The organism is Streptomyces sp. R28, from assembly GCF_041052385.1.
GTDB lineage: Bacteria > Actinomycetota > Actinomycetes > Streptomycetales > Streptomycetaceae > Streptomyces.
The window spans coordinates 1,860,935-1,880,806 of record NZ_CP163439.1 but is presented as its reverse complement, the minus strand read 5'-3'; the positions used below and the strand labels follow the sequence as shown (position 1 = coordinate 1,880,806).

General features: G+C 71.3%; 19 protein-coding genes, 1 pseudogene and 1 riboswitch. Of the genes and pseudogenes, 15 read left to right on the top strand and 5 right to left on the bottom strand.

Features of this window, described 5'->3' with window-relative positions; all coding sequences use genetic code 11:
• Positions 1–83: 83 nt before the first annotated feature.
• Positions 84–1,223, top strand: coding sequence for a glycoside hydrolase family 6 protein (locus AB5J49_RS08410; protein ID WP_369175079.1), 1,140 nt, complete (start codon positions 84–86; stop codon positions 1,221–1,223).
• Here the strand turns inward: AB5J49_RS08410 and AB5J49_RS08405 are convergent.
• Positions 1,205–2,242 carry a GlxA family transcriptional regulator gene (locus tag AB5J49_RS08405; RefSeq protein WP_369167891.1) on the bottom strand — a complete coding sequence of 346 codons (1,038 nt, stop codon included), beginning with the start codon at positions 2,240–2,242 and terminating at the stop codon, positions 1,205–1,207. The two genes, AB5J49_RS08410 and AB5J49_RS08405, sit on opposite strands and share 19 nt — an antisense overlap.
• A 155-nt stretch (positions 2,243–2,397) precedes the next feature.
• Here AB5J49_RS08405 and AB5J49_RS08400 point away from each other — a divergent pair, with 155 nt between their 5' ends.
• From AB5J49_RS08400 to AB5J49_RS08385, 4 genes are all read left to right on the top strand, one after another.
• Positions 2,398–2,976 carry a cysteine hydrolase family protein gene (locus AB5J49_RS08400; RefSeq protein ID WP_369167890.1) on the top strand — a complete coding sequence of 193 codons (579 nt, stop codon included), beginning with the start codon at positions 2,398–2,400 and terminating at the stop codon, positions 2,974–2,976.
• A gap of 124 nt (positions 2,977–3,100) precedes the next feature.
• Positions 3,101–3,730 carry an isochorismatase family protein gene (locus tag AB5J49_RS08395; RefSeq protein WP_369175078.1) on the top strand — a complete coding sequence of 210 codons (630 nt, stop codon included), beginning with the start codon at positions 3,101–3,103 and terminating at the stop codon, positions 3,728–3,730.
• A gap of 207 nt (positions 3,731–3,937) precedes the next feature.
• Positions 3,938–5,128 carry a hypothetical protein gene (locus AB5J49_RS08390; protein ID WP_369167889.1) on the top strand — a complete coding sequence of 397 codons (1,191 nt, stop codon included), beginning with the start codon at positions 3,938–3,940 and terminating at the stop codon, positions 5,126–5,128.
• Positions 5,129–5,252: 124 nt separating this feature from the next.
• Positions 5,253–6,500 (top strand): MFS transporter, encoded by a 1,248-nt coding sequence (locus AB5J49_RS08385; RefSeq protein WP_369167888.1) that lies wholly within the window; start codon positions 5,253–5,255, stop codon positions 6,498–6,500.
• Between the two features lie 355 nt (positions 6,501–6,855).
• Here the strand turns inward: AB5J49_RS08385 and AB5J49_RS08380 are convergent, their stop codons facing one another.
• On the bottom strand, positions 6,856–8,067 hold the full coding sequence (locus AB5J49_RS08380) for an MFS transporter (protein WP_369167887.1): 1,212 nt from the start codon (positions 8,065–8,067) through the stop codon (positions 6,856–6,858).
• Between the two features lie 120 nt (positions 8,068–8,187).
• Here AB5J49_RS08380 and AB5J49_RS08375 point away from each other — a divergent pair, with 120 nt between their 5' ends.
• Positions 8,188–9,510 (top strand): ROK family transcriptional regulator, encoded by a 1,323-nt coding sequence (locus tag AB5J49_RS08375; RefSeq protein WP_369167886.1) that lies wholly within the window; start codon positions 8,188–8,190, stop codon positions 9,508–9,510.
• A 184-nt stretch (positions 9,511–9,694) separates the two neighbouring features.
• Here the strand turns inward: AB5J49_RS08375 and AB5J49_RS08370 are convergent.
• From AB5J49_RS08370 to AB5J49_RS08360, 3 genes and pseudogenes are all read right to left on the bottom strand, one after another.
• A pseudogene (locus AB5J49_RS08370) lies at positions 9,695–9,874 on the bottom strand (toxin-antitoxin system, toxin component); the annotation flags it as partial.
• A 200-nt stretch (positions 9,875–10,074) separates the two neighbouring features.
• Positions 10,075–10,812: an SDR family oxidoreductase gene (locus tag AB5J49_RS08365; protein ID WP_369167885.1), complete on the bottom strand. Its 738-nt coding sequence runs from the start codon at positions 10,810–10,812 to the stop codon at positions 10,075–10,077.
• Between the two features lie 117 nt (positions 10,813–10,929).
• Entirely contained in the window at positions 10,930–11,817 is an 888-nt protein-coding gene (locus AB5J49_RS08360) for an RNA polymerase sigma-70 factor (protein ID WP_369167884.1), read from the bottom strand.
• A gap of 380 nt (positions 11,818–12,197) precedes the next feature.
• A riboswitch (FMN riboswitch) is annotated at positions 12,198–12,328 on the top strand.
• Positions 12,329–12,474: 146 nt separating this feature from the next.
• Here AB5J49_RS08360 and AB5J49_RS08355 point away from each other — a divergent pair.
• The 9 genes from AB5J49_RS08355 (at position 12,475) to AB5J49_RS08315 (ending at position 19,825) form a co-directional block, all read left to right on the top strand.
• Positions 12,475–13,092, top strand: coding sequence for a riboflavin synthase (locus tag AB5J49_RS08355; RefSeq protein ID WP_369167883.1), 618 nt, complete (start codon positions 12,475–12,477; stop codon positions 13,090–13,092).
• Positions 13,089–13,730 carry a nicotinamide riboside transporter PnuC gene (locus tag AB5J49_RS08350; protein ID WP_369167882.1) on the top strand — a complete coding sequence of 214 codons (642 nt, stop codon included), beginning with the start codon at positions 13,089–13,091 and terminating at the stop codon, positions 13,728–13,730. Before AB5J49_RS08355 ends, AB5J49_RS08350 begins: the two co-directional genes overlap by 4 nt.
• Positions 13,727–15,016 carry a bifunctional 3,4-dihydroxy-2-butanone-4-phosphate synthase/GTP cyclohydrolase II gene (locus AB5J49_RS08345; RefSeq protein WP_369167881.1) on the top strand — a complete coding sequence of 430 codons (1,290 nt, stop codon included), beginning with the start codon at positions 13,727–13,729 and terminating at the stop codon, positions 15,014–15,016. Before AB5J49_RS08350 ends, AB5J49_RS08345 begins: the two co-directional genes overlap by 4 nt.
• A gap of 22 nt (positions 15,017–15,038) precedes the next feature.
• Positions 15,039–15,524, top strand: coding sequence for a 6,7-dimethyl-8-ribityllumazine synthase (gene ribH / locus AB5J49_RS08340; protein ID WP_369167880.1), 486 nt, complete (start codon positions 15,039–15,041; stop codon positions 15,522–15,524).
• A 34-nt stretch (positions 15,525–15,558) separates the two neighbouring features.
• The gene (locus AB5J49_RS08335; RefSeq protein WP_369167879.1) at positions 15,559–15,831 is read left to right on the top strand and encodes a phosphoribosyl-ATP diphosphatase; all 273 of its coding nucleotides are present in this window, start codon (positions 15,559–15,561) and stop codon (positions 15,829–15,831) included.
• A gap of 55 nt (positions 15,832–15,886) precedes the next feature.
• Positions 15,887–16,735 carry an ATP phosphoribosyltransferase gene (gene hisG, locus AB5J49_RS08330; protein WP_369167878.1) on the top strand — a complete coding sequence of 283 codons (849 nt, stop codon included), beginning with the start codon at positions 15,887–15,889 and terminating at the stop codon, positions 16,733–16,735.
• A gap of 19 nt (positions 16,736–16,754) precedes the next feature.
• Positions 16,755–17,213, top strand: coding sequence for a PH domain-containing protein (locus AB5J49_RS08325; protein ID WP_369167877.1), 459 nt, complete (start codon positions 16,755–16,757; stop codon positions 17,211–17,213).
• 201 nt (positions 17,214–17,414) lie between these two features.
• The gene (locus tag AB5J49_RS08320) at positions 17,415–18,740 is read left to right on the top strand and encodes a hemolysin family protein (protein WP_369167876.1); all 1,326 of its coding nucleotides are present in this window, start codon (positions 17,415–17,417) and stop codon (positions 18,738–18,740) included.
• Positions 18,737–19,825 (top strand): hemolysin family protein, encoded by a 1,089-nt coding sequence (locus AB5J49_RS08315; protein WP_369167875.1) that lies wholly within the window; start codon positions 18,737–18,739, stop codon positions 19,823–19,825. The genes AB5J49_RS08320 and AB5J49_RS08315 overlap by 4 nt, the downstream gene beginning before the upstream one ends.
• Positions 19,826–19,872 lie beyond the last annotated feature (47 nt).

The window sequence follows — 19,872 nt, the reverse complement described above, 5'->3', positions numbered from 1 at the left end:
GGAGCAGGACGGTGCCAGGCTTACGTGCCCAGCGACTGGCCGCACGCAGGTCCGAGCGCAGGAAGGCGGCCCGGCGCCATGCCATGGTCGTGGCTGCCTCCGTCGTGGTCGCCGTCGGCACCGTGACCGGCATGATCTCCGCGCTCGACGGCAGCCGGGGTTCCGACGAGGCCGGGCCGCCCGAGACGACGCGCTCACCGAGCCTTCAGTCCCTGCCGCTCGTGCCCTCGGCCTCCCCGTCGGTCACCAAGTCCCCTTCGCCGACGCCCGCTTCACCAACTCCGCGGAAAACGGCCGGTCCTACGAGCCCCGCGCCCTCGCCGACCAGGACCGAGGGGAGGCGGCAGCCGGCCGTGGTGTCCGCCCGCCTCTACCGCCACCCCGACTCCCAGGTCCTCGAGTGGGTCCGCGACCACGCCGGCGACCCGCGCCACGACGTCATAGAGTCCCGGATCGCCGCCCAGCCGGCCGCGGTGTGGTTCGCCGACTTCACGCCGGACACCGTCACCGCCCGGGTCCGCGCGGTCACTTCGGGCGGGTCGGCGCTGGGGCGGGTGCCGGTGGTCGTGCCGTACGCGATACCGGACCGTGACTGCGGCGGGTACTCCGAGGGCGGCGCGCCCGACCTCGACGCCTACGACGCCTGGATCGACAGGTTCGCCGCGGGGCTGGGCTCCGGCGACGTCATCGTGATCCTGGAGCCCGACTCCATCGCCCAGTCCGAGTGCCTCTCCGACAGGGAACGCGCCGACCGCTTCGCCTCGTTGGCCCGCGCGGGCCGCGCCTTCAAGGCCGCGAACCCCAAGGCACGCGTCTACTACGACGCCGGGCACTCCGGCTGGAACACGCCCGCGAAGCAGGCGGAGCGGCTGAGGCAGGCCGGCGCCGCCTCGGCCGCGTCCTCCGACGGAATCTTCAGCAACGTCTCCAACTTCCACGCCACCACCGACGAGATCGCCTACGACCGGCGGGTCCTCGACGCCCTCGACGGCCCGGCCGGCCTGGGCGCCGTCATCGACACCAGCCGCAACGGCGCCGGGGCCCCGGCCGACGGGGAGTGGTGCGATCCGGCGGGCCGCAAGCTGGGCCGGGCGCCGACGCTGGGCACCGGCGAGGCGCGAATCGACGCCTACCTGTGGGTGAAGCTGCCGGGGGAGTCGGACGGGTGCCAGGGGAGCCCGGGGACCTTCACGGCGTCGTACGCCTACGACTTGGCGCGCTGAGGGAGCGCGAGCTGCGGCGTGGGCCGGACCGTGGTGGCGCGGAACCGGGCCCGGTACTCGCTCGGAGTCGTGGCGAGACGGCGGCGGAAGGCCCGGATGAGGGTGTCGACGGTGCCGAACCCGCAGCGGGAGGCGACCCGTTCGAGCGTGTCGTCGGTGGTCTCCAGCAGGTTGCCGGCCAGCTCGACCCGGACCGACTCGATGTAGGCGTGCGGGGTCGTGCCGAGTTCGGTCTTGAAGATCCGGGTGAGCTGCCGGTCGCTGACATGCGCGTACGCGGCCAGGTCCGGGACGGTCAGGCGCCGGCCGATGTTGTTCAGGATGTGGTGCCGGAGGTCTTCGATCCGCCGCGTCGTGGACACCTGCTCCAACGACACGCTGAACTGGGACTGCCCGCCGGGTCGCTTCAGGTACATCACGAGCTGGCGGGCTACGCGCAGCGCGACCGGCTCGCCGAAGTCCTCCGCGACCAGCGCGAGGGACAGATCCAGGCAGGCGCTGATCCCCGCGCCGGTCCAGACCTCGCCCTCCTCGCGGATGAAGATCGGATCCGGGTCGACCCGCACCGCCGGATGGTCGGCGGCGAGCCGCTCGGCGGTCGACCAGTGCGTGGTGGCGCGCTTGCCGTCTAGGAGCCCCGCGGCGGCGAGGAGGTGCGCGCCGACGCACACCGAGGCCACGCGCCGACTGCGGTTGGCCAACGCCTTCACCCGGGCCACCGTGCCGGGCTCGACGACGGGGTGGATGCGGCGCTCGGCGTCGACCTCGACGGAGCCGGGCACCAGCAGGGTGTCGATCGCCCGTGCGCCGACCTCGTCGAACGTGGTGTCGGGCAGGATCCGCACGCCGGCCGCCGTCGTCACCGGCTCCGGTGTCTCGGCGGCCAGCACGACCTCGTAGCCGATCCGCTCCGTGGTCTCACGCGGGACGAGGGAGAACACCTCCGGTGGGCCGGTGACGTCGAGGAGGTCGACGCCTTCGAACAGCACGATCACGATCAACCGGTTCACGGTCCCCACCCTGCAGCCCCCGTTTCGCTCACGGACACGGGCGTCGGTTTCTGCAAATAGCGCGTCATTGCCGACACCCCGGTTCACGCCATAGCGTCGCATGCGTGTTCAACAGTCTGTTGAACAACGTACTCAAGTCCCCGGAAAAACCCTGGAGAAGACCTGTGGCAAGCAAGACGCTGCGCGAACTCGGTGGCGCCGACACCACCCCCCCGGCCCTCGCGTCCTCGACGCTCATCCTCGTCGACTACCAGAACACCTACACCCGCGGTGCGATGGAACTCGAGGGCTGGAAGCCCGCCCTGGAAGCGGCGTCGGACCTGCTGTCGCGTGCCCGCCGGGCCGGTGCCGAGGTCATCCACGTCCAGCACGACGGCGGCGAGGGTTCGCCGTACGACATCCGCGCGGAGATCGGCGCGATCCACCCCGGCGTGGCGCCGGTCGACGGCGAGGCCGTGGTGGTCAAGCAGGCCCCGGACGCCTTCCACGGGACCGAACTCGGCAAGCTCGTGGACGAGGCCGGGAACGAGACCGTGATCGTCGCCGGGTTCATGACCCACATGTGCATCGCGTACACGTCGGCGTCGGCGGCCCTGCGCGGCAACAAGCCCACCGTGCCGGCGGACGCGTGCGCCACCCGGTCGATCGTGGACGTGTCCGCCGACGAGCTGCACCGCAGCGCGCTGGCGGCCATCGCCGACGCGTACGGCGTGGTCGTCGCCTCCGGCAAAGAGCTGGCCTGACATGACGGAGGAAGAGCGGGGGCAGGAGCGGCGGGAGAGGCGCGGCAGCAGGTCCCGCCGTGGGTTCCTGAAGGTCGGCGGTGCCGCCGCCGTCGGTGGCGCCGGGGTGTTCGGCGCCACCCGGCTGGGCGCCACCCCCGCGCAGGCGGCGGACGCGGACGCGTCGGGCACGACCACGCTGCGCGGGCTCAACGGCCTGGCCGACAAGCCGGCTTCGCTCGCCTCCGCCACTTTGATCATGGTCGACTACCAGAACACCTACACCCGGGGTGTGATGGAACTGACCGGCTGGCAGGCGGCCCTGGACGCCGCGGCCGAGCTGCTGAGCGCGGCCCGCGAGGCGGGCGGGAAGATCATCCACGTCGTCAATGACGGCGGGGAGAACACCCCGTACGACATCCGCAGGCCGATCGGTGAGATCCACGACAGGGTCAGGCCCGCGAAGGGCGAGCAGACCGTGGTGAAGAAGGCCCCCAACGCCTTCGTGAACACCGACCTCGGCGGGCTCGTCGACCGGGCGGGGAACGAGAACCTGGTCATCGCCGGGTTCATGACGCACATGTGCGTGACGTTCACCGCCGAGGGTGCGTTCCTGCGCGGCCACAAGCCCACCGTGGTCGCGGATGCCTGCGCCACCCGGCCGCTGCCGTCGGTCGGGGGCGGCCTGTCCGCCGAGCAGATCCACCAGAGCGCGCTGGCGACGATCGCCGACCTGTACGGCGTCGTCGTTCCCACCCACACCGCGCTGACGTAACACCCCGCGGTCCTCCCTCTCCGGCGTCCCGCAGCCCCACGCCTGTCGGAGAGGGAACTTCCCTTCCCTTCCCTTCCCTTCCTTTTCCTTTCTTGCATTGCTCCCCGCGTCCCGGCCCTTCGTGGCTCCCGGCGGGTCAGTTCCCCCCACGCCACCGCTCCCCACGGCGGGAACACCTGACGACCGATTCGTTACGGAGAGCAAGTCATGGCAACACGACGGAAATTCATCGGTGGCGCGGGCGGCATCGGCGCCGCGACGTTCCTCGGCTATACGGCCGCCCAGCCGAACGCGGCATCATCCGTCCTCGACGCCGCCCCTGCCGCGGAAGCGGTGGACGCGGTGGACGCGGTGGACGCGGCGGCCACTCAGACCGCCGCCCGGGACTCCATCCGCGCGGTGAACGCGGCGATGCGCACCAACTACGCGGCGCTGAAGGCCGACCTGGTCAAGAATCTCGGGCCCGTCATCGTGGTGCAGAACGACGCGAAGGGCGGCACGTTCACCCTCATCCACAAGGGCAAGCAGTACGTCGAGCACCCCGTGGCGGAGGAGTTCGAGCTGGCGAAGTCCATCGCCCACGTCCCGCTGGGCATCTACTCCACGCTGGCGGAGTACCTGTCGGACAAGGTCCCCAACGTCTCCAACGCCGACCGGATCGACGCCCATGACCTCGACATGGTGGCGATGAAGGGTCCCGCCACCGACGCGTGGACGACGCCGCTGCAGGCGTTCGCGGACAAGTTGACCACCGCGAAGAACAACCTTGCCGCGGCGAACCTGCCGCAGACGCTGCACGACTCCTGCGCGAAGATCCTCGACGAGGCGCTGACCTTCATCGCCGACTCCATCCGAGCCCGCGCCTTCGACATCGCCTCGTTCCAGGTCTTCGCGGGGCGCGTCTACCCGTCGATCCGGGTCAACATGCAGCACGCCGCCGCGGCGCAGATCTCCGGCGTGCAGGGCCTGTGCAGGAAGTGGCGGGCGCAGATCGGTGAGGCCGCCTGGGCCGACCTGTACACGGTGGTGCTGTCGATCTGGACGACGTCGGTGCTGAACCAAGCCGAGATCATCATCAAGCCGATGATGAACCAGAAGAAGGTGGGCACCCACCTGATCGACATCCCCACGGCTCAGCTGCCGTCGGACCCGATCGGGGTGGCGCTGGACAACCTGGCGCGGATCGTTCAGGACAACGTCGCCGCGGAGCTGGTGTTCGTCTCCGACACAAAGGTCGCCGACGCCCTCAAGGGCAAGGAGGACCTGCTGTCCGACGAGATCCTGAAGGAACTCGGCACGCCCGTCTCCGGCACGCCCGTCTCCGGCACGGCTGCCGGTGCGGCGTTCCGTACGGCGGGCAGGGCGACGTGTCCGGTCGACCACAGCGTGCGTGTCTGACCGGAACGCGTTTCGTGAGCCCGGCGGCCCTCTCTGGGACGGAGGAGAGGGTTCTCTCCCAGGACCGAGGAGAGGGCCGCCGTCACGTCCATGGGGGAACGCACGTGCATGGGGGGAAACACACGTGAAAACCAGGCTGTGGCTCATCGCCGGCCTGATTCTGCTGACCATCAATCTCCGCGCGGCGATCACGGGGACGACGCCGCTCATCGGGAACGTGCAGGAGGCACTCACCCTTTCCGACACCCAGGTCAGCGTGCTGGCGACGTTGCCGGTCCTGTGCCTGGGCGTCTTCGCCTGGCTCGCCCCCCGCCTGGCCCGCCGGTTCGGAACGCACACCGCCGTGTGCGTCGCCGTCGGGGTTCTGGCGCTCGGCGCCGCTGTGCGGGCGCTTCCGTGGCCGGCGGCGCTCTTCGCCGGAACGGTGCTGTCCGGGGCCGGTATCGCGCTCGGGAACGTACTGATGCCCGCGGTCATCAAGGACCACTTCGCCCAGCGGATCGGCCTGTTCACCGGCCTCGCCATGACCCTCATGGCCGTCTCCGGCGCACTCGCCGCCGCCGTCGCGGTGCCGCTGTGCACCGCAGCCGGGTGGCAGCCGGCGCTCGCGGTGTGGGCGGTGCCCGCTGTGCCGGCCGTGGCGGTGTGGTGGCTGCTGGCCGCCCCCGGAGCGCGCGGCAGGCATCGCGGGTCGCAGTCGCCTCCCGCGCCGAGGACGACAGGGGGATCTGGCGGATCATTACTGCGATGCGCGCTGGCCTGGTGGGTGTCGGCGTTCCTCGGCCTGGTGTCGCTGATGTTCTACGTGCTGGTGGCGTGGCTGCCGCAGATCATGCACGCGAGCGGCCACACGCGCGGCCAGGCCGGGCTGATGATGTCGGTGATGCTGGCCATCGGCATCCCGCTGGGGTTCGTCGTCCCCGTCGTCGCCGCCCGCATGCGCAGCCAGAGGCCTCTCGTGGTGGCGGTGATCGGGGCGAAACTGATCTCGCTCGCAGGCCTGCTGCTGGCGCCCGCTCTCGGTTGGGTGTGGGTGTGCCTGCTCGGCGCGGCGACCGGCGGCGCCTTCCCCTTGGCCATCACGCTGCTCGGGCTGCGCACGGACGGCCCGCGGGCCGCCGCCGACCTCTCGGGGATGGCGCAGACCGTCGGCTACCTGCTGGCCGGCCTCGGCCCGCTGGCCATAGGGATGCTCCATGACGCCACCGACGGCTGGGCGTTGCCTCTGACCGTCCTGATCGCTCTGGTGGTGCCGGAGGCGGTCGCAGGACTCCTCGCCGCCCGCCCCGGCCACGTACGCCACGGCAGCCGTGAGGACACCTCACCGAAGCACATTGCTTCGCGCGCCGACGGTCAGCTCGTGCGGCTGTAGCCGAGCCAGGCTCGAGGCCACCGGAGCGGTGGTCATGGGGTGGTCGACACCCCCTCGCCACCCACCTGAAGTACCGCTTCGTGAAGTGACCCGGCTCGGACAGAGCGACAGGGCCCCGGCCAGGTTCACCAGCCGGCCGGGGCTCTGTCCGATTCATCTGATTCAGGCGCAACCACTCGCGCATGCCGGCGACGTAGCCGTCGAGGGAGATGGCCAGATCCGCGGTTACGGTCACGATGGGGTGCTCCTGAAGTCCTGGGATGTGCTGCCTTCGCCCTCACGTCGATCGGGAACCGGCGCATTCGACATTAGGTGCCCGATCAGGCGTCCGATCAGGCGTCCGCAGGCGCGGCCCTCAGGGGCGCGGCTCGGGAACCGCAGTGTCCGGGCGGCTGACCTTCGGGCGGTCGCGGTCGCCGGCGCGCAGGACTCCCGCGAACACGACGAGGCCGGACGCCAGGAGGGTGACCACGCAGAACGACACCATCAGACTGGTCGCCTGGGCGAGCCCGCCGATCGCGCCGGGGGCGACGAGACCCGAGGTGTACGTGATCGTCGCGACGCCCGCGATGGCCTGACTGGGGTTGGGGCCGCTGCGGCCCCCCGCCGCGAAGCACAGCGGGACGACCACCGCGATGCCCAGGCCCAGCAGCGCGAACCCGGCCATCGCCACGGCCGGCTGGTCCGACACGACGATGAGCAGGCCGCCGAGCGTGGCGAGGACGCCGCTGGACCGGACCGTGCGGACGGCGCCGTAGCGGTCCACCACCTTGTCGCCGGCGATCCGGGCCAGCGCCATCGTGAGCGTGAAGCCGGTCGTGCACGCCGCCGCGAGACCGGCCGAGGTGTCCAGCTGGTCCCGCAGATAGACCGCCGACCAGTCCAGACTCGCGCCCTCCGCGAAGACCGCGCAGAACCCGACCGCGCCGATGAGTAGCGCCGACCGGGGCGGCAGGGCGAACCGGGGCGGCGGCTCCTCGTTCTCGGCGGGCTGAAGGTCGAGCACCCACCGGCAGGCCAGGACGCCGAGGAAGGTGAGGGTGGCCGCGGCGAGCGCGTGGTGCAGCCGGGCGTCGGTGCCCAGGTGCGCCGCGATCGTGCCGGCCGCCGAGCCGACCAGGGCGCCCGCGCTCCACATGCCGTGCAGCCCCGACATGATCGACCGGTCCAGGCGGTTCTCGACCTCCACGCCGAGCGCGTTCATCGCCACGTCCGCCATGCCCGCCGTGGCACCGAAGGTGAACAGGGCCAGGCACAGGGTCAGCAGGCTGGGGGTCAAGGAAGGCAGCGCGAGGGCGAGCGTCCACAGGGCGATCAGTCCGCGCAGGGCGTTGCGGGCGCCGAAGCGGTGGGTGATGCTGCCCGCGACCGGCATCGCGACGGAGGCGCCGAGCGCGGGGAAGGCGAGCGCGAGTCCCAGCTGGCCGGCGCTGACCCCGGCATGGTCCTGGATCCACGGCACCCGTGTCGCGAACGAGCCGGTGACAGCGCCGTGTACGGCGAAGACGGCCGCCACGGCGTACCGGGCGCGCTTCACCTCGCGCTGTTCGTCGACCACTGCGCTCATTCTGCGGCCCCTCCCTGGTTCACGGCCCCCTGCGGTTCCGGGCCCTGCGCTCGCTGCCGTAAACTATCAGGGACCCTGCCTGATAGATAGCGAATAAACCAGCCGTGGGAGGATCCCGGCATGCCCGCTTCCCCGAGCACCGCCCGGGCCATCAACGACCGGCTCGCCCTGCGCCTGCTGCAGCGGGAGGGCCCGTTGACGGCAGGGCAGTTGAAGCAGCTGACCGGCCTGTCCCGGCCGACCGTCGCCGACCTCGTCGAACGCCTCACCGTCGCCGGCCTGATCGCGGTGGTCGGCGAGGCGGGGGAACAGCGGCGCGGGCCGAACGCCAAGCTGTACGGCATCGTCGCCGACCGCGCCCATCTGGCGGCGCTGGACGTCCGTACCGAGGGCGTCTCGGTGGTCGTGTCCGACCTGGTCGGGGCCGTGCTCGCCGAGGCGTCGGTGCCGATCGACGGCGACACGGGGACCGGGACCGCTGTGGAACAGGCGGTGGCGCTGGTGGAGCGGGTCGTAAAGGAGGCGGGCGCGGACCGGCTCCATACGGTGGGCATCGGCGCCCCGGGCCTCATCGACCCGGCCACCGGTGAGCTGCGCGACTCCACGGGCCTGCCCGAATGGCACCGCCGACTGGTGGCGGCCCTTCAGGAACGGTTCCCCGAGGCCCGCTTCAACGTCGAGAACGAGACCAACCTCGCCGCCCTCGCGGAACAGCGCGACGGGGCGGCCCGGGACCGGGACACCTTCGTCCTGCTGTGGCTGGGCCACGGCACCGGCGCGGCCGTGGTCCTCGACGGCGCCCTGCGCCGCGGGGCCTCCGGCGGGACCGGCGAGATCGGCTTCCTGCCGGTGCCGGGGACGTCGGGGCTGCCGTCGGCGGTGGACTGCGAGGGGGGATTCCACTCGCTGGCGGGTTCTGCGGCGGTCGCGGAGCTTGCGGGCTCGTACGGCTTGGCCCTCCAGGGCTTCGCCGCGCATGAGCCACTGGCGGCGGGGGTCGTCAGGGAAGCCGTGGCACTGGTCGCCGGGGACGGCGGCGAGGGGGCCCGTGTCCCAGGTGCCGCGAGCCCTGGGCCGGCCGCCGCCGACCAGCCTGACGACGCGCGGGCGGCTGGCTCACGCCGTGCTGCGGCGCCTGCCGACCAGGCTCACGACGCGGCGTCCGCAGACCGTTTCCTCGATGCCCTCGCCGACCGTCTCGCCATCGGTGTCGCCTCCGTGGTCGCCATCCTCGACCCCGGTTGTGTGGTCCTCGGTGGAGAGGTCGGGCAGGCCGGCGAGGAGGTGCTGGCCCAGCGGGTGGAGGAGCGGATGCGGCGGATGTCGCCGTTGGTGACGGTGGTGCGCCCGAGCGGTCTGGGCGGCGGCGCCGTGCTACGCGGAGCGCTGCTCACCGCGCGGGACGCCGCACAGGACGAGCTGTTCGCACCGCCGGACCGGTGACCCGCCCGGCCGCCCCCCCGTCCACTCGGCGGCCCGGCGCCCACCGCCCCTGAAGCCAGGCCAAGGCCCTGTCCGGGAAGTTCTGGTCAGGGGGGTGGCCGCCCCTGGAGTCGCTGGTCAGCGGCGTGCCCGCCCCCTGGAACCGCCGGCCAGTTCCTGCCCGTTCCCGGACCGCCGCTCAGGCGCCGCTTGCCCCGCCTCCGGGCCGCGGAAAGGCGGCCGTACGGAAGTGGACGGGGTGGCCGCGTCGTCTGCTCATCGCGTCGCACAGGGCGCAGCACAGCTTCTCGGGTGCCGCGGGCGCGGGAAGCGTCAGCTCCACGACCAACTCCCCGCACGGCGCGGCTCGCTCCCACCCCCGCACGTCGCCGCTCGGGCGCCGCCCGCACCCGCCCCGGACGGCCACCAGGCCACCCGGGCGTCTTGGAAGCGACGGTCAGACGACCCGTCCGGCCAGACGGCGCGCCGGTCAGACGACCCGCCCAGTCAGACATCCCGTCCAGTCAGCCCCACACCCAGGCACCCCCCCCGCCCGTCAGCCCTCCCACCCAGCCCACCGCCCCGTCAGCCCCGCCGCCCCAAATACTCCTCGAACGACCCCTTGCCCACCGCCCGCCCCGGCGTCAGATGGCCGCCCGAGCGAAACCCCCGGTACGCCCTGCCCCACAGCGGCACGTTCACCACGGCCCGCTTGCGTCCCGTCGCCTTGAGGTACGCGCGGGCCAGGGAGTCGAAGGTCCGCACCTCGGGGCCGCCCATGTCCTCGACCCGCCCGGCCGGGGCCGCGAGGGCCAGTTCGGCGAGGCGGTCCGCGACCTCCGCCACCTCCACGGGCTGGTCCTTCACGCCGGCCGGGAGCAGCATGACGGGCGGCTTGGACAGGATCCCGAACAGCCGTACCAGCAGGTCGTGGAACTGCGTCGCGCACAGCACGGTCCAGCCGAGCCCCGACTCCTCGATCAGCCTCTCCACGGCGAGCTTGGCCCGGTAGTAGCCGAGCGGTACCCGGTCGACGCCGACGATCGAGATGTAGACCAGGTGCCGTACGCCCGCCTTGCGCGCCGCCGCGATCAGATGTGCCGCCGCCTCCTGGTCACCCCCGCCCGGCGAGGACGCGCAGTGCACGATCGTGTCCACGCCCTCCACCGCCGTGTCCAGGCCGGGGCCGCCCTTGCGCAGATCGACGGCGTAGGGCTGGGCGTGCCGGCTCAGCACCCGCACCTCGTGCCCGTCCGCGCGCAGCCGCTCGGTGACGAGCCGGCCGAGCGTTCCGGTACCGCCGGTCACCAGGATCGTGGTCATGCAGTTCAGCCCCTTCGCACGCCGGGCGCTCCCGGCCGGAGCGCCCCTCGTCAACGAGGACCGAGTACCCGCGTGAAATGTGACAGCCGGGCGCCCGTACGGCCCCGCGGCGCTCCGCTACACCCGCGCCAGCTGCCGGCGTACGAACTCCAGCTTGTCCGGGTTCACCACGGCCCACGCATGCACGACCACGCCGTCCCGCAGCTCGAACGCCACCACCGAGAGCAGCGTGTCGCCCGCCCACGCGGCCACCGCGGTCGAACCGTTGACCTCGACAGCCGTGAAGTCCAGGCCGGCCAGGAACGTCCGCGTCGCGCCCGCCAGGAAGCGTGACACCTTCTCCCGGCCCAGGATCGGCCGCCGGGCCGACGTGACCTTGCCGCCGCCGTCGCTCGACCAGACGACGTCGGCCGCCAGCAGCTTCTCGAGCCCGCCGAGGTCGCCCTCGCGGGCCGCCGCGACGAAGGACGTGACGAGCTCCTCGTGCCGCTCGGAAGTCGACTCGAACCGCGACCGCGCCTCACCCACCCGCTGGACCGCCCGCCGGTACAGCTGACGGCAGTTGGCCTCGGTCAGATCCAGCACCCCGGCGATCTCCCGGTGGCCGTACGCGAACGCCTCCCGCAGCACGTACACGGCCCGCTCGGTCGGCGTGAGCCGTTCCAGCAGCACCAGCATCGCCATGGACACGGCATCGCGCTGCTCGGCGGACTCCAGTGGTCCGAGCGTGCCGTCCGAGGTCACCACGGGCTCCGGCAGCCAGGGCCCGACGTACTGCTCGCGCCGGGCCCTGGCCGAAGTCAGCCGGGTGAGACAGAGGTTGGTGACGACCTTGGCCAGCCAGGCCGCCGGGTGCTCGATCCGCGCACGGTCGGCGCCACTGAACCGCAGAAACGCGTCCTGGACGGTGTCCTCGGCCTCCTCGGCGGAGCCCAGCATCCGATAGGCCAGGCCGAACAGCCGGGGCCGGTGGGTCTCGAACTCGTCGGCGGTCGCAGTCGTCATGCCGTTCACCCTGCCAGAACCGCCGGAAGCGGGACTTGGGAGACCCGGCGGCGGGCAAGGGCCGTCGTCACCGCCGCCGGCCGTCTGCGCGGGGCTCAGCAGACTTCGAGGTCCTGCTGCCCGCCCCGGTCGCCGGTGTCCGTGCGCTCTCCAGCGCTCTCCACTGGAAGAGGTGGCACGGGGGGAAGGGGTTCCCGAATCCCAAAGTCGTTCCTGGCCAGGTGAGTTGCGCCGACCCTAAGGAGGACTAGACCAGTGAGTCAATAGGTATGGACCAATCTCGAATCGAAGAAATCCAGCCACGCGGCCTGTGAGGCACCCCACAGCATTCGCCCGCATGGACATCGATCAGGCGTGGCACACTGGCCGTGTACCAGAAGCAGCGCACTCCGGGGTCGGTGAAAGTCCGAACCGGCGGTTACAGTCCGCGACCCGGTCGCCTCCAGCGGCCGGTTGACCAGGTGAAATTCCTGGACCGACGGTTAAAGTCCGGATGGGAGGCAGTGCGCGGCGGGCGGGCATTCGTGCGCGTCGCCGTACCGGTTCGTCGTTGAGGCGAACCCTGTCCGGCGTCGCCCCCGGTGTTCCTGCTCGTACATTCTGTCGTCATCGACAGCCCCGGAGTCCGTGCCCCTATGTGGCAGGAGGACCCGGGAAGTGTTCACCGGAATCGTCGAAGAGCTGGGCCAGGTCACGGCCGTCGAGACCCTCGACGACGCCTGTCGCTTCCGACTGCGCGGCCCCGTCGTCACCGAGGGCGCGAAGCACGGAGACTCCATCGCCGTCAACGGCGTCTGCCTCACGGTCGTCGACCACGAGGGCGACGAGTTCACCGCCGACGTGATGGCCGAGACCCTCAACCGCTCCAGCCTGGGCGTTCTCACCGTCGGCTCCCGCGTCAACCTCGAACGCCCCATGGCCGTCGGCGCGCGCCTCGGCGGGCACATCGTGCAGGGGCACGTCGACGGCACCGGACAGGTGCTGGAGCGCAAGCCCTCCGAGAACTGGGAGATCGTCAAGGTCTCGCTCCCCGCGGACCTCTCCCGGTACGTCGTCGAGAAGGGCTCCATCACCGTCGACGGCATCAGCCTCACCGTCGTCGACGCCGGACCCGACTACTTCACCGTCAGCCTCATCCCGACCACCCTCGACCTGACCACGCTCGGCCGGAAGCAGCCCGGCGACCCGGTCAACCTCGAGGTCGACGTCATCGCCAAGTACGTCGAGCGGATGCTGGGCGACCGGATCTCCTCCGAAGGGGCGACGGCCAAGTGAACTCGCTGAACTCCGAGGCGTTCGTCCTCTTCGGCCAGCACATCCTCTGGTCGGACATGATCGGCAACCTCTTCGGCCTGGCCGCCCTCGCCCTCGGCTGGCGCCGGTCCATATGGACCTGGCCCGTGCAGTTCCTGGCCGGTCTGATCCTCTTCGGCGCCTTCTTCGGCCACCTCACCGGCAGCGCGGGCAAGCAGGCGGTCGTCATGCTCGTCGCCCTGTACGGCTGGTGGCAGTGGCAGCGCGACAAGGGCCGCACGGCGGACGGCCACATCGCCGTACGGTTCGCCACCTGGCGAGAGCGCGGCGCGATGATCGCGGCGGCCGCCGCCGGCACCGTCGCGGTGGCGCTGTTCTTCAAGGCGTACCCGACCCTGTCCTGGGACCCCTGGCCCGACGCCTACATATTCGTCGGCACCATCGTCGCCATGTACGCCCAGGCACGCGGCATGGTCGAGTTCTGGTTCGCCTGGCTGCTCGTCGACCTGGTCGGCGTCCCCCTGAACTTCACCAACGGCTACGCCTTCTCCGGCTTCGTCTACGTCATCTACGGCGCACTCGTCCTGTGGGGCATGCGCGACTGGTGGCTGCGCTCCCGCGAGAACGCGCGGCCCGTCCTGGAAGGAGCGCCGGCATGACCACGGCACCGATCCTGTACAGCACCGACGGTTTCGAGGACCTCACCCTCGACCCGATCGAGCGGGCCATCGCCGACATCGCCGCGGGCCGTCCGGTCGTGGTCGTCGACGACGAGGACCGGGAGAACGAGGGCGACCTCGTCGTCGCCGCCGAGCACGCGACCCCCGAGATCGTCGCCTTCATGATGAGCGAGTGCCGCGGCCTGATCTGCGCGCCCATGGAGCCCGAGGAACTGGACCGGCTGGGACTCCAGCAGATGGTCGACGACAACACCGAGTCGATGAAGACCGCGTTCACGGTGTCCGTGGACGCCTCCGCCGCGCACGGTGTGACCACGGGTATCTCGGCCTCGGACCGCGCGACCACGCTCCAGCTCCTCGCGAGCGGCAGCGCGGAGCCGTCGGACCTCGTCCGCCCCGGCCACATCTTCCCCCTGCGCGCCAGGTCCGGCGGTGTCCTCGTGCGCAACGGCCACACCGAGGCCGCCGTCGACCTCGCCCGGCTCGCGGGGCTGCGCCCGGCCGGTGCCATCGTCGAGATCGCCGGCGAGGACGGCGAGATGCTGCGGCTGCCCGAGCTGATCCCGTTCGCCCGCAAGCACGGCCTGACGATCATCTCCATCGAGGACCTGATCGCCTACCGCCGTTCCGCCGAGCCCACCGTCCGCCGTGAGGCCGAGACCCGGCTCCCCACCGCCCACGGCACCTTCACGGCGTACGGCTACCGCTCCACCGTCGACGGCGTCGAGCACGTCGCCCTCGTGCACGGCGAGATCGGCGACGGCGAGAACGTCCTGGTCCGCGTCCACTCCGAGTGCCTCACCGGCGACGTGTTCAGCTCCCTGCGCTGCGACTGCGGCCCCCAGCTGGACACCTCCCTGCAGCGCATCCAGGACGAGGGCAGGGGAGTGGTGGTCTACCTGCGCGGACACGAGGGACGCGGCATCGGCCTGCTGTCCAAGCTGCGGGCGTACGAGCTCCAGGAGCGCGGCCGCGACACCCTCGACGCCAACCTCGAACTCGGCCTGCCCGCCGACGCCCGCGACTACGGCGCCGGTGCGCAGATCCTGGCGGACCTGGGAATCACCAGCGTCCGCCTGATGACGAACAACCCCGACAAGAGTGACGCCCTCGTCCGGCACGGCATCAAGGTCACCGACCGGGAGCCGATGCCTGTACAGGCGGGCGAGCACAACCTCCGCTACCTGCGCACCAAGCGGGACCGGATGGGACACGACCTGCCCTGGCTGGACACGGCCCCCGTGTCCACCTGCAGCAACCAGTAGCACACCGAGGAGACACAAGAACGTGAGCGGCAAGGGCGCACCGGAGCTGTCCGTACGCAATGTGGGCGACCTTCGGGTCGCGGTCATCGCGGCGCAGTGGCACGACAAGGTGATGGACGGTCTGGTCGACGGCGCGCTGCGCGCCCTGCACGACCTGGGGATCGACGAGCCGACCCTCCTCAGGGTCCCCGGCAGCTGGGAGCTCCCGGTCGTCGCCAAGGTCCTCGCGGGCCGTGGCTACGACGCGATCGTGGCCCTCGGCGTCGTCATCCGCGGCGGCACCCCCCACTTCGAGTACGTCTGCCAGGGCGTGACCCAGGGCCTGACCCAGGTGTCGGTCGAGACCGGCGTCCCCGTCGGCTTCGGCGTGCTGACCTGCGACACCGAGGAACAGGCCCTGGACCGGGCGGGCATCGAGGGCTCCAGCGAGGACAAGGGACACGAGGCGGTGACGGCGGCCGTGGCCACGGCGGCCACGCTCCGCTCAGTATCTGAACCATGGCGCTGACGCATCCCGTGTGTGGCATAGGCTGAGCGTCACCATGTCCAAGAAGACGTTCGAGGAGCTCTTCGACGAGCTCCAGCACAAGGCCGCACACGGCGACCCCGCCAGTTCCCGCACCGCCGAACTGGTCGGCAAGGGCGTCCATGCCATCGGCAAGAAGGTCGTCGAGGAGGCCGCCGAAGTCTGGATGGCCGCCGAGTACGAGGGCAAGGAAGCGGCAGCCGAGGAGATCTCGCAGCTGCTGTACCACGTCCAGGTGATGATGGTCGCCCGCGGGATCTCCCTGGACGACGTCTACGCCCACCTCTGAGCCGACCCCCGCACCCACCGCCGTACGACACAACAAAGCAAAGGAAGCCGACCTCATGCTGCGCATCGCCGTCCCCAACAAGGGTTCCCTGTCCGGCCCTGCGGCGGAGATGCTGCATGAGGCCGGCTACCAGCAGCGCCGGGAGTCCAAGGAGCTGCGGATCGTCGACCCGGTGAACGAGGTGGAGTTCTTCTACCTCCGCCCCCGGGACATCGCGATCTACGTCTCCTCGGGCCGTCTCGACATCGGCATCACCGGACGCGACCTGCTGATCGACTCCGGCGCCAACGCCGAGGAGATCCTGCCGCTCGGCTTCGCCCGCTCCACCTTCCGCTTCGCCTCCAAGCCGGGCGCGGCGAGGGGCGTCGAGGACCTGACGGGCAAGACGGTCGCCACCTCCTACGAGGGCATCGTCGCCAAGCACCTCGCCGACAGCGGCATCGACGCCGCGGTCGTCCACCTGGACGGTGCCGTCGAGACCGCCATCGAGCTGGGCGTCGCCGAGGTCATCGCGGACGTCGTCGAGACCGGCACCAGCCTGCGCAACGCGGGCCTGGAGGTCTTCGGGGAGCCGATCATGAAGTCCGAGGCCGTCGTCATCCGCCGCACCGGAGCGGACACCGAAGAGCCCAAGGTGCAGCAGTTCCTCCGCCGCCTCCAGGGCGTCCTGGTCGCCCGGACGTACGTGATGATGGACTACGACTGCCGCGTCGAGCAGCTCGAGAAGGCCGTCGCCCTCACCCCGGGCCTCGAGTCCCCGACGGTCTCGCCGCTGCACAACGAGGGCTGGGTCGCCGTCAGGGCGATGGTTCCGGCCAAGGAGGCCCAGCGGATCATGGACGACCTGTACGACATCGGTGCCCGGGCCATCCTGACCACGGCCATCCACGCCTGCCGCCTCTGACCCGAGGGGCCTTACACCGATGTCCTCCGAACTGCCCACCCTGCCCGTCACGTTCCGGCCGGGTCGCACGCGGGCCGTCCTGCTCACCGCCGGCATCGCGATCTTCGTCGTCATCACGGCGGTCGCGCTGCTGCTGGAGAAGCTCGGCCCGGGCGAACGCCTCAGCTTCATCCTCACCGGCGCGCTCATGTTCGGCGTGCTGGCCATGCTGGCGCGCGTCAAGGTCGTCGCCGACGAGTCCGGCGTCACCGTGGTGAACATCGCCGGCAGGCGCCGTCTGGAGTGGGCCGAGATCCTCCAGGTGAACCTCCGCCCGGGTGATCCCTGGGTGTTCCTCGACCTCAGCGACGGCACCAGCCTGCCGGCGCTCGGCATCCAGCCGGGCATCGCCAAGCAGCGTGCCATCGCCGACGCGCGCGCTCTGCGGGCGCTTGCCGAGGCCCGCGCCATCAGGGACCCCGAGGACCATCAGAGCTGACTCCGGTACCTTCACCCTGCCGTAAATCCCCATGTCTTGATTAATCTGTTGGCGGAGGCGTTTTCTGGCGCCTCCGCTTCTGATGTTCCATCCGGACTTCAGAGGCCCCCTGCTACCCGAGGAGTGATTCCCTCCAGCGATGGACGGATCGTCCTGTAGTACCTGCGCCGCCCCCTCCCGACATACCGGGGCGGCGGCATCATGAGCGTCCCCTTGCTGCTTCTGGCAGCCGCGTTCCTTCTGATCCTCGCCAACGGCTTCTTCGTGGCCGCCGAGTTCGGCCTGGTCACGGTCGAGGCCACGGACGCCGAGAAGGCCGCGGCCGAGGGCGACCGACGGGCCCGCCGGGTCGTCGAGTCGCTGAAGGAGCTGTCCTTCCAGCTCTCCGGCACCCAGCTCGGCATCACCATCACCTCCCTCGTCGTCGGCATGCTCGCCGAACCGGCGCTCGCGGAGCTGCTGGGCGGCCCCTTCACCGCGATCGGCATCCCCGAGGGCGCGGTGTCCGGGGTGGCCGTGGTCGTCGGCATGCTGCTGGCCTCGGCCGTGCAGATGGTGATCGGCGAGCTCGTGCCCAAGAACTGGGCGGTGTCCCGGCCGATGCAGGTCGCGCGCTTCGTCGCAGGCCCGCAGCACGTCTTCGCACGCCTGTTCCGGCCGGTGATCGCCGGGCTGAACTCCGTCGCCAACCGGCTCGTGCGCGCCCTGGGCATCGAGCCCACCGCGGAGCTGGCCTCCGCCCGCACCCCTGGTGAACTCGTCTCCCTGGCTCGCCACTCCGCCCAGGCCGGCGCCCTGGAACAGGACACCGCGGATCTCTTCGTACGGACCCTGTCGCTCGGCGAGCTCACCGCGCAGCACGTGATGACGCCGCGCGTGAAGGTCAGCGCGCTGCAGTCGTCGGCGACCGCCGAGGATGTGGTGAACCTGACCCGCGCCACGGGTCTGTCCCGCTTCCCGGTCTACCGGGAGAAGATCGACGAGGTCGTCGGCATGGTCCATCTGAAGGACGCGCTGGCGGTCCGTTCGAGTGATCGTCTGCGCACCCCGGTCGGCCGCATTGCCCGCCCGGCGCTGCTCGTCCCCGAGACCCTGCCGGTCCAGCCCCTCCTCGCCCAGCTGCGCAGCGAGCAGCCCATCGCGGTCGTCGTCGACGAGTACGGCGGCACAGCCGGCGTGGTCACGCTGGAGGACATCGTCGAGGAGATCGTCGGCGAGGTCCGCGACGAACACGACGGCCAGGACCTGCCCGAACTCGCCGCCGCCCCGCCGGAGGACGGCCGGCCCGCCTGGGACGCCGACGGCAGCTGCCGCGTCGACATCCTCCAGCGCATAGGACTCGACGTGCCCGAGGGGCCGTACGAGACCGTCGCCGGACTCGTCGCCGACCTGCTCGGGCGCATCCCGGCCGTCGGCGACAAGGCGGAACTGCCGGGCTGGCGGCTGTCGGTGCGCCGGGTCGGCCACTACCGGGCCGAACGGGTCCGGCTGGTCAGGACCGGCGCCGTGGTGGAGGTCGCCCGATGAGCGTGCTCCAACTCCTCTTCGCCGCGTTGCTCGTGCTCGCCAACGGGTTCTTCGTCGGCGCCGAGTTCGCCCTCGTCTCGGTCCGCCGCAGCCAGATCGAACCGCTGGGCACGGCGCGCGCCCGCCAGGTGCTGTACGGCCTGGAGCGGCTGCCGCAGATGATGGCGGCGGCCCAGTTCGGCATCACGGTCTGCTCGCTGACGCTCGGCGCGGTCGCCGAGCCGACGGTGGCGCATCTGCTGGAGCCGGTGTTCGAGTGGGTCCATCTGCCGCAGGGCCTGATCCACCCGCTGACCTATGTCATCGCGCTCGCCGCGGTGGTCTTCTTCCACCTGGTCATCGGCGAGATGCTGCCGAAGAACCTGGCGATGGCGGCGCCGGAGAAGGTCGCGCTGTGGCTCAGCCCGGGCCTGGTCTGGTTCGCCCGCTTCTGCAGGCCGATCACCGTGGCCCTCGGCGCGGTCGCCCAGGCCATCCTTCGGCTCTTCCGCGTCGAGCCGAAGGACGAGATCGAGGCGGTGTTCACCAGTGAACAGCTCAACCGCCTCGTCGAGGACTCCGGCCAGGCCGGCCTGCTCGACCCCGAGGAGCAGGAACGTCTGGAGGACGCGCTGGAACTGGGCTCCCGCCCCGTGACGGACGTACTCCTCAAGCGCGAGTCCCTCGTCACGGTCAGCCCGTCGGTCACCCCCGGGCAGATCGTCGCGCTCACCGCCCGCACGGGGTACTCCCGTTTCCCGGTGGCGGCGGAGACCGGCGCCTTCATGGGCTACCTGCACGTGAAGGACGTACTGGATCTGGAGCAGTCGACACGGGCGGTGCCGCAGCACGTGTGGCGCCCGATGACGACACTGCGCTCGGAACTGCCGCTGGACGACGCCCTGACGGTGATGCGCCGCGCCGCGACCCACCTGGCCCAGGTGGCCGACGCGTCCGGCAAGGTGCTCGGCCTCGTCGCGCTGGAGGACGTACTGGAGCTGCTGGTCGGCGAGGTACGGGACCCGGCACACCGGGAGCTGCCGGAGGTACGCGTCACGGGGCCCCGGGTGAACAGCGGGGAGCCGGAGGAGGCCCTGGCGGGCTGAGCGCGCCGCCTCCGTCGGGCAGCCGTGCCGCTGGGGCCCTCCGGGCC